Origin of the sequence: Steroidobacter sp. (genome assembly GCF_016790065.1) — a bacterium.
GTDB lineage: Bacteria > Pseudomonadota > Gammaproteobacteria > Steroidobacterales > Steroidobacteraceae > Steroidobacter.
Map to the genome: position 1 here is coordinate 1 of NZ_JAEUPY010000245.1, position 9236 is coordinate 9236.

Here is a 9236-nt window from a genome sequence, read left to right on the forward strand (position 1 = left end):
GAGATGGTGATGCCTGGCGACAACATCAAAATGGTGGTGGAGCTGATTGCGCCGATCGCGATGGAAGAAGGCCTGCGCTTCGCCATCCGTGAAGGCGGCAAGACGGTCGGCGCCGGCGTCGTCGCCAAGATCATCAAGTAAGTTTGATTGAGTGCGGAGGCTTCACGGCCTCCGCCATCGATTGGGATGAGTTTCTAGTCTTAGGCCAGTAGCTCAATTGGCAGAGCGGCGGTCTCCAAAACCGCAGGTTGGGGGTTCGATTCCCTCCTGGCCTGCCACTCACGCGCGGCAGACACACGCAGTAAGCAATGACCGACCAAGTTCAGGAAAATGCCACAGCGCTCGATGCGCTGAAGCTCGCTGCGGGCGTCGTCATTTTGGCGGCCGGCATCGTCGGTTTCTATCTGCTGGTGGATCTGCCGATCTGGCTGCGCTGGATCATGGTGCTGGCGGCCCTGGTGGTCGGTGCACTGGTCAGCTTGCAGTCGTTCCAGGGCAAGACGTTCTGGCAGTTCGTGCAGAGCTCACGGATCGAGTTGCGCAAGGTGGTATGGCCGAATCGCCAGGAGACCATGCAGGTCACCTTGGTGGTGTTCGTCATGATCATCGTGCTGGGTTTCTTTTTCTGGGGCGTGGACACGCTGCTCGGCTTCCTCACGAAGTGGCTGACCGGGCGCGGAGGTTGACAATGGCTTTGCGTTGGTACGTCGTGCACGCCTATTCAAACTTCGAGCATCGTGTTGCCGAAGGACTGAAGGACCGCATCAAGATGCAGGGCCTTCAAGAGAAGTTCGGCGATATTCTGGTGCCCACCGAAGAAGTGGTGGAAATGCGCGACGGCGCCAAGCGCAAGAGCGAGCGCAAGTTCTATCCCGGCTACGTGCTGGTGCAGATGGAAATGGACGAGGCTACCTGGCACCTGGTGAAGGAAGTGCCGAAGGTGCTCGGCTTCATCGGCGGCACGCCGGAGAAGCCCGCTCCGATCAGCGAAAAGGAAGCGATGAGCATCCTGCGCCGGGTCGAAGAAGGCATCGACAAGCCCAAGCCCAAAGTGCTGTTCGAGCCCGGTGAAGTGGTGCGCGTCATCGACGGCCCGTTCAACGACTTCAACGGCGTGGTCGAGTCGGTCAACTACGAAAAGAATCGCCTGCAAGTGGCGGTGCAAATCCTCGGCCGTTCGACGCCGGTGGAATTGGATTTCAGTCAGGTGGAAAAGGCCTAACAAAGCCTTTTCTGTTTTTGGGTGCACGCGCTTATCGCGTGCACATGTAGTAGTAGCAATGGGGAGCTATTCGCAAGAATAGCGTTTGCACCCGGAGAAACACATGGCCAAGAAAGTCACTGGCTATATCAAGCTGCAGATTCCTGCAGGCCAGGCCAACCCGAGCCCACCGGTCGGTCCGGCGCTGGGTCAGCAGGGCGTCAACATCATGGAATTCTGCAAAGCGTTCAACGCGCAGACGCAGAGTTTGGAAAAGGGTCTGCCGACCCCGGTCGTGATCACTGTGTACAGCGATCGCAGCTTCACCTTCATTCTGAAGACGCCGCCGGCGTCCGTGCTGATCCGCAAGGCCATCGGCATCGAGAAGGGCAGCGGCGCGCCGAACACCAACAAGGTCGGCAAGATCAGCCTCAAGCAACTCGAAGACGTCGCCAAGATCAAGCAGCCGGATTTGACGGCCGCGGATCTGGAAGCCGCAGTTCGCACCGTCGCGGGCACTGCGCGCAGCATGGGCGTTGACGTGGAGGGCGTGTGACATGCCATTCGTAGCTAAGCGTTTGAAGGCCTGGTCGAACAAGATTCAACCCGGCAAGACCTATCCGATCGACCAGGCCCTGAGCCTGGTGCAGGAATTCGCCAAGGCCAAGTTCGCCGAGTCGGTGGACGTCGCCGTCAACCTCGGTATCGACGCCTCGAAGTCGGACCAGCAGGTGCGTGGCTCGACGGTGATGCCGAACGGTATCGGTAAGTCGGTGCGCGTGGCCGTGTTCACCTCCGGCAAGAACCAGGATGCGGCGCGTGCCGCCGGTGCCGACATCGTCGGTCTCGAAGACCTGGCCGAGAAGGTCAAGGCCGGCGAGATGGATTTCGACGTGGTGGTCGCTTCTCCGGATGCGATGCGCGTGGTCGGTCAGCTCGGTCAGATCCTCGGTCCTCGCGGCTTGATGCCGAACCCGAAGGTCGGCACCGTGACCCCGAACGTCGCCGACGCCGTGAAGAACGCCAAGGCCGGTCAGGTGCGTTACCGCTCCGACAAGGCCGGTGTCGTCCACTGCACCATCGGCAAGGCCAGCTTCGAAGCGGCCAAGCTCAAGGAAAACCTGAGCGCGCTGCTGGCTGACTTGCAGAAGGCCAAGCCGGCGGCTGCCAAGGGTATCTATCTGAAGAAGATCTCGGTGTCTTCGACGATGGGCCCGGGCGTGCCGGTGGAAGCCTCGTCGCTGTCGATTTAATCGTTTCCGACGGGCACTCACCTCGCGGTGAGTGTCCGGTCTCGTTTGATGCACGCCTGTCGTAAGACAGGCCACATCGAAGACCGCAGGTGGAATGTGAGTTCCTTAATTAGACCTGCGCAGATGGTGTTACCCGATTCGGTGTTCATGAGCCGCAAGGCGAGTGATTTTCCGCTGAAGGGCGCCGTCAGGCGGTACTTCCCGGCAACGGGAAAAGGCCACCAGGGTGGACGCGCAAGGACGTGTGTCCGTTCGTATTAACGCTCTTCACGCCAGGAGGAAATCATGGCGCTCAGACTCGATGACAAGAAGGCACTGGTAGCCGAAGTCGCCGCGGTAGCTGCTACAGCGCAGTCCGTGGTGGCCGCGGAATACCGTGGGCTGAAGGTTTCGCAGATGACCGATCTGCGTTCCAAGGCCCGTAAATCCGGTGTCTACCTGCGAGTAGTGAAGAACACGTTGGCCCGCAAGGCTATCGCCGGCACTCAGTTCGAAGTGGTCGGCAAGAGCCTGAAAGGCCCGCTGGTTCTCGCGTTCTCGAAGGATGACCCGGGGGCAGCTGCCCGACTGGTCAAGGACTTCGCCAAAGCTAACGACAAACTCGTGCCGACCGTGGTGTCGCTCGGGGGCGCGTTGCTGTCGCCGAAGGACTTGGACCGTGTCGCCAGCTTGCCGACGCTCGATGCGGCCCGCGCAACCCTGTTGGGTTTGCTGCAGACCCCGCTGTCTCAGTTCGTCCGCACCATCAACGAACCGCATGCGCAGCTGGTTCGGGTGTTGGCCGCACACAAAGACAAGCTCGAAGCGTCCGCCTAAACCGCCGGCCCGATTCGATTACGGTTACATCATCTAATTTTTGGAGTTACTCAAATGGCTATTTCGAAGGAAGAACTGATCGACGCGTTGTCCAACCTGAAGGTGTTGGAAGTGGTCGACCTGGTGAAGGCGCTGGAAGAGAAGTGGGGCGTGAGCGCCGCTGCTGCCGTCGCCGTCGCTGCTGCTCCTGCTGCCGGCGGCGCTGCTGCTCCGGCCGCCGAAGAGAAGACCGAGTTCACCGTCACCATGACCAGCTTCGGCGCCAACAAGGTCGGCGTCATCAAGGTCATCCGCGAGATCACGGGCCTGGGCTTGAAGGAAGCCAAGGACCTGGTCGAAGGCGTGCCCTCGCAGGTCAAGGACGGCGTGCCGAAGGCCGAAGCGGAAACGATCAAGAAGAAGCTGGAAGAAGCCGGCGCCGCTGCGGAGATCAAGTAATCTCGTTCGCGGAGTTTTGTTGAGCGTACTTTTACCGGTACCAAGAAGGCGCGGTTGCGGAGCTGGCTCCGCCGGCCGCGCCTTCCTATTGTCTTTTGTGGCGGTGACCCAACACTGGGTCGCCTCCCATGTTCAGATTCGAAGCCCTGAACTCTCTCATCAGATTCGGCAAGGGTGATCCAGATGGCCTATTCGTTCACCGAGAAGAAGCGTATCCGTAAGGACTTCGGCAAGCGGGAGAGCATCCTCGAGGTGCCTTACCTGCTGGCGATCCAGCTCGACTCGTACCGCAAGTTCCTACAAGCCGATGCCCCCGAGTCAAATCGGTTGGAAGCTGGCCTGCACGCCGCGTTCAAGAGCGTGTTCCCGATCACCAGCTATTCCGGCAACGCCATTCTCGAGTACGTGAGCTATCGCCTCGGCGATCCCGTGTTCGATGTGAAGGAGTGCCAGATGCGCGGCCTCACCTACGCAGCCCCGCTGCGAGTGAAGGTACGCCTGGTTGTTTACGATAAAGAGACATCGACCCCGACCAAGAAGACGGTCAAAGACATCCGCGAGCAGGAAGTCTATTTGGGCGAAATGCCTCTGATGACCGACAACGGTACGTTCGTGGTGAACGGCACCGAGCGCGTCATCGTGTCCCAGCTGCACCGTTCGCCTGGCGTGTTCTTCGATCACGACCGCGGCAAGACCCACAGCTCGGGCAAACTGCTGTTCTCCGCGCGCATCATTCCTTATCGCGGTTCGTGGCTCGATTTCGAGTTCGACCCGAAGGACTGCGTGTTCGCGCGTATCGACCGTCGCCGCAAGCTGCCGGTCACCATCATCCTGCGCGCTCTCGGTTACACCGAAGAGCAGATGCTCGATATGTTCTTCGACAAGAACACTTATCGGCTGGCCAAGGACAAAATTGAATTCGAATTGATTCCGGCCCGCCTGCGCGGCGAAACGGCGTCGTTCACCATCAAGGTCGGCGAAGAAGTCATCGTCGAGGAAGGCCGCCGCGTGACCGCGCGTCACGTGCGTCAGCTCGAGCAGAAGAACGTCACCAGCCTGGAAGTGCCGAAGGAATACCTGATCGGCAAGATCCTGGCGCACGACGTGTTCAACACCGACACCGGCGAGATCCTGGCCAAGGCCAACGAGATCCTGACGGTGGCCGTGATCGACAAGCTGATCGAAGCCGGCATCAGCGAAATTCGGGCCTTGTACGTCAACGATTTGGATCGCGGCCCGTACATCTCCGACACGCTGCGCATCGACGCCACCCGCACGCGCCTGGAAGCGCTGGTGGAAATCTATCGCATGATGCGTCCGGGCGAGCCGCCCACCAAGGACGCGGCCGAGAACCTGTTCCAGAACTTGTTCTTCAATGCCGAGCGCTACGACCTGTCGGCCGTGGGCCGCATGAAGTTCAACCGTCGCGTGCATCGTGACGCCATCGTCGGCCCGGGCATCCTGTACGACACCGCGCATTTCTCGAAGCGCACCGACGAGTTCTCCAAGGAACTGGTCGAGAAGCATGCCGAGTCCTCGGACATCATCTCGGTCATCAAAGAGCTGTGCGACATCCGCAACGGCAACGGCCAGGTCGACGACATCGATCACCTCGGCAACCGTCGCGTGCGTTCGGTCGGCGAAATGGCGGAGAACGCCTTCCGCATCGGCCTGGTGCGCGTCGAGCGCGCCGTGAAGGAGCGTCTGACGCTGGCCGAATCCGAAGGCTTGATGCCGCAGGAAATGATCAACGCCAAGCCGGTGGCGGCGGCGGTGAAGGAATTCTTCGGCTCCTCGCAGCTGTCGCAGTTCATGGACCAGAACAACCCGCTGTCGGAAGTGACGCATAAGCGTCGCGTGTCCGCGCTCGGCCCAGGCGGCTTGACGCGCGAACGCGCCGGCTTCGAAGTGCGTGACGTGCATCCGACGCACTACGGCCGCGTGTGCCCGATCGAAACTCCTGAAGGTCCGAATATCGGTTTGATCAACTCGTTGTCCGTGTACGCGCGCACCAACGATTACGGCTTCCTCGAGACGCCGTATCGCAAGGTCGTGGACGGCGTGGTCGGCGACGAGATCGACTACCTGTCGGCCATCGAAGAAAGCCAGTACGTGATCGCGCAGGCGAACGCCGTGCTGAGCAAGGAGAGCCGCTTCACCGACGACCTGGTGTCGTGCCGTCACTTGAACGAATTCATGCTGTCCTCGCCAGACAAGATTCAGTACATGGACGTGTCGCCGAAACAGATCGTGTCGGTGGCCGCCTCGCTGATTCCGTTCCTCGAGCACGACGACGCGAACCGCGCGTTGATGGGTTCGAACATGCAACGTCAGGCTGTGCCGACGCTGCGTGCCGAGACGCCGTTGGTCGGCACCGGCATGGAACGCGCTGTGGCTATCGACTCGGGCGTGACCGTGGTCGCCCGTCGTGGTGGCGTGATCGACTCCGTCGACGCGTCGCGTATCGTCGTTCGCGTGCACGATGCTGAAACCTCAGCGTCGGAAGCCGGCGTCGATATCTATTCGATGACCAAGTACACCCGTTCCAACCAGAACACCTGTATCAACCAGCGTCCGCTGGTGAAAGCGGGTGACGTGATCGCGCGCGGCGACGTGCTGGCCGACGGTCCTTCGACCAACCTGGGCGAGCTGGCGCTGGGCCAGAACCTGCTGGTCGCGTTCATGCCTTGGAACGGCTACAACTTCGAAGACTCGATCCTGATCTCGGAGCGTGTCGTCCATGACGATCGCTTCACCACGATCCATATCGAAGAACTCACTTGCGTCGCTCGCGACACCAAGCTGGGTCCTGAAGAAATCACCGCCGACATTCCGAACGTGGGTGACATCGCGCTCGCCAAGCTGGACGAAGCTGGTATCGCGTTCATCGGCGCCGAAGTCAAAGCCGGCGATATCCTGGTCGGCAAGGTAACCCCCAAGGGGGAAACCCAGTTGACGCCGGAAGAGAAGCTGTTGCGCGCCATCTTCGGTGAGAAGGCGTCCGACGTTAAGGACACTTCGCTGCGCGTGCCTCCGGGCATGGATGGCACCGTGATCGACGTTCGCGTGTTCACGCGCGACGGCGTCGAGAAGGACAGCCGTGCGTTGTCGATCGAGAAGTCGGAGCTGGAAAAAGTTCGCAAGGACTTGGAAGACCAGCGCCGTATTCTGGAAGACGACTTGTTCCAGCGTATCCAGGCCGTGTTGCTCGGCAAGCCGGCTTCGGCCGGTCCGCAGAAGCTCAAGGCCGGCACCAGCATCGACGAGACCTATCTCGCCAGCATGCCGCGTGAGCAGTGGCTGGAAATTCGTCTGCAGGACGATGAAGAGAACGCCGCCGTCGAACGTGCCGCCGAGCGCTTGAAGGCGCAGCGTAAAGAGTTCGAGAAGCGCTTCGACGAGAAGCGCGCCAAGATCACCGCGGGCGACGATCTCGCTCCGGGCGTGCTGAAGATGGTCAAGGTGTATCTGGCCGTGAAGCGCCGCGTGCAGCCGGGCGACAAGATGGCAGGCCGTCACGGTAACAAGGGTGTCGTGTCCACCATCATCCCGGTGGAAGACATGCCGTTCGATGAAACCGGCACGCCGGTCGACATCGTGCTCAATCCGCTGGGCGTGCCGTCGCGTATGAACATCGGTCAGATCCTGGAGACGCACTTGGGCTGGGCGGCCAAGGGCATCGGCCACAAGATCGGCCGCATGCTCGACACCATGGCAGCCGAGCGCGCCACGACGATCCGCGGCTTCCTCGACGAGGTCTATAACAAGACCGGCGGCCAGAAGGCCGACATCGCTTCGTTGACCGACGACGAGGTCATCGCGCTGGCCGGCAACCTGCGGCACGGCGTGCCGATGGCGACGCCGGTGTTCGATGGCGCGGCGGAAGAGGAAATCAAGCGCATGCTGGAGCTGGCGGATCTGCCGACCAGCGGTCAGACGACGCTGTTCGACGGTCGTACCGGCGAGCGCTTCGAGCGTCAGGTGACGGTGGGCTACATGTACATGTTGAAGCTCAACCACCTGGTCGACGACAAGATGCACGCCCGTTCGACTGGCCCGTACTCGCTGGTTACGCAGCAGCCGCTGGGTGGTAAGGCGCAGTTCGGCGGTCAGCGCTTCGGCGAAATGGAAGTCTGGGCGCTGGAAGCGTATGGCGCCTCGTACACGCTGCAGGAAATGCTCACGGTCAAGTCCGACGACGTGAACGGCCGCACGCAGATGTACAAGGCCATCGTCGACGGCAACCACGAAATGAAGGCCGGCATGCCCGAATCCTTCAACGTGCTGGTGAAGGAAATTCGTTCGCTGGGCATCAACATGGAGCTGGAGCAGGAGAGTGACAAGTAACCGCACGCACGGTTGCTGAACACTCGTCTGCACACTCAAGTAGGTGACACATGAAAGATTTGCTAAAGCTCTTTAAGCAGCACACTCCGGTCGAGAATTTCGACTCCATCCGGATTGGGCTGGCTTCGCCGGAAATGATCCGCTCCTGGTCGTTCGGTGAAGTGAAGAAGCCTGAGACCATCAATTACCGTACCTTCAAGCCGGAACGTGACGGCCTGTTCTGCGCCAAGATCTTCGGACCGGTGAAGGATTACGAGTGCTTGTGCGGTAAGTACAAGCGCCTGAAGCATCGCGGCGTGGTTTGCGAAAAGTGCGGCGTCGAAGTGACCCAGTCCAAGGTGCGCCGTGAGCGCATGGGCCACATCGAGCTCGCCAGCCCGACCGCGCACATCTGGTTCCTGAAGTCGCTGCCGTCGCGTATCGGTTTGATGCTCGACATGACGCTGCGTGAAATCGAGCGCGTGCTGTATTTCGAAGCGTTCGTGGTGATCGAGCCGGGCATGACCCAGCTGCAGCGCGGCCAGTTGCTGACCGACGAAATGTATCTGGAAGCCATCGAGCAGCACGGCGATGAATTCGACGCCCGCATGGGTGCCGAGGCCGTGTACGAGCTGCTGAAGTCGTTGGACCTGCCGCAGGAAGTGCTCAAGGTTCGCGAAGAGATCCTCGGCACCAACTCGGAAACCAAGATCAAGCGCCTCACCAAGCGCCTGAAGCTGCTCGAGTCGTTCATCGAGTCCGGCAACAAGCCGGAGTGGATGGTGATGACCGTGCTGCCGGTGTTGCCGCCGGACCTGCGTCCGCTGGTGCCGCTGGATGGCGGCCGCTTCGCGACCTCGGATCTGAACGATCTGTATCGCCGCGTCATCAACCGTAACAACCGTCTGCGCCGCCTGCTGGAGCTGAATGCTCCGGACATCATCGTGCGTAACGAAAAGCGCATGTTGCAGGAAGCGGTGGACGCGTTGCTGGACAACGGCCGTCGCGGTCGTGCCATCACCGGCACCAACAAGCGCCCGTTGAAGTCGCTGGCCGACATGATCAAGGGCAAGCAGGGTCGCTTCCGTCAGAACCTGCTCGGCAAGCGCGTCGACTACTCCGGTCGTTCGGTGATCGTGGTGGGTCCGACCCTGCGCCTGCACCAGTGCGGTCTGCCCAAGAAGATGGCGTTGGAGCTGTTC

At 60.8% G+C, this 9236-nt stretch carries 7 protein-coding genes, 1 tRNA gene and 2 pseudogenes; all 10 read left to right on the top strand.

Annotation, left to right across the window (positions count from 1 at the left end; all coding sequences use genetic code 11):
• Window positions 1–141 (top strand): annotated as a pseudogene (tuf, locus tag JNL55_RS10535) (elongation factor Tu); the annotation flags it as partial.
• A 61-nt stretch (window positions 142–202) separates the two neighbouring features.
• Window positions 203–278 (top strand) — tRNA-Trp (locus tag JNL55_RS10540).
• Window positions 279–308: 30 nt separating this feature from the next.
• On the top strand, window positions 309–686 hold the full coding sequence (secE, locus tag JNL55_RS10545) for a preprotein translocase subunit SecE (protein ID WP_293852779.1): 378 nt from the start codon (window positions 309–311) through the stop codon (window positions 684–686).
• Between the two features lie 2 nt (window positions 687–688).
• Window positions 689–1222, top strand: coding sequence for a transcription termination/antitermination protein NusG (nusG, locus tag JNL55_RS10550; RefSeq protein WP_293852780.1), 534 nt, complete (start codon window positions 689–691; stop codon window positions 1220–1222).
• Window positions 1223–1325: 103 nt separating this feature from the next.
• A complete protein-coding gene (gene rplK, locus JNL55_RS10555; RefSeq protein ID WP_116808911.1) occupies window positions 1326–1757 on the top strand; it encodes a 50S ribosomal protein L11 in 432 nt (143 codons plus the stop codon).
• 1 nt (window position 1758) lies between these two features.
• Window positions 1759–2454, top strand: a complete 696-nt coding sequence (rplA, locus tag JNL55_RS10560) for a 50S ribosomal protein L1 (RefSeq protein WP_293852781.1) — start codon at window positions 1759–1761, stop codon at window positions 2452–2454.
• Between the two features lie 285 nt (window positions 2455–2739).
• The gene (gene rplJ, locus JNL55_RS10565; protein WP_293852782.1) at window positions 2740–3270 is read left to right on the top strand and encodes a 50S ribosomal protein L10; all 531 of its coding nucleotides are present in this window, start codon (window positions 2740–2742) and stop codon (window positions 3268–3270) included.
• Between the two features lie 54 nt (window positions 3271–3324).
• Window positions 3325–3708 carry a 50S ribosomal protein L7/L12 gene (rplL, locus tag JNL55_RS10570; RefSeq protein WP_293852783.1) on the top strand — a complete coding sequence of 128 codons (384 nt, stop codon included), beginning with the start codon at window positions 3325–3327 and terminating at the stop codon, window positions 3706–3708.
• A gap of 183 nt (window positions 3709–3891) precedes the next feature.
• Window positions 3892–8055: a DNA-directed RNA polymerase subunit beta gene (gene rpoB, locus JNL55_RS10575; RefSeq protein ID WP_293852784.1), complete on the top strand. Its 4164-nt coding sequence runs from the start codon at window positions 3892–3894 to the stop codon at window positions 8053–8055.
• A gap of 50 nt (window positions 8056–8105) precedes the next feature.
• Window positions 8106–9236: pseudogene (locus tag JNL55_RS10580) on the top strand (DNA-directed RNA polymerase subunit beta'); the annotation flags it as partial.

Bases quoted from the DNA above. Each gene is read 5' to 3' on its own strand.
- rplK (WP_116808911.1), top strand. From the start codon at position 1,326: ATGGCCAAGAAAGTCACTGGCTATATCAAGCTGCAGATTCCTGCAGGC.
- rplA (WP_293852781.1), top strand. From the start codon at position 1,759: ATGCCATTCGTAGCTAAGCGTTTGAAGGCCTGGTCGAACAAGATTCAA.
- rpoB (WP_293852784.1), top strand. From the start codon at position 3,892: ATGGCCTATTCGTTCACCGAGAAGAAGCGTATCCGTAAGGACTTCGGC.
- rplJ (WP_293852782.1), top strand. From the start codon at position 2,740: ATGGCGCTCAGACTCGATGACAAGAAGGCACTGGTAGCCGAAGTCGCC.
- secE (WP_293852779.1), top strand. From the start codon at position 309: ATGACCGACCAAGTTCAGGAAAATGCCACAGCGCTCGATGCGCTGAAG.
- rplL (WP_293852783.1), top strand. From the start codon at position 3,325: ATGGCTATTTCGAAGGAAGAACTGATCGACGCGTTGTCCAACCTGAAG.
- nusG (WP_293852780.1), top strand. From the start codon at position 689: ATGGCTTTGCGTTGGTACGTCGTGCACGCCTATTCAAACTTCGAGCAT.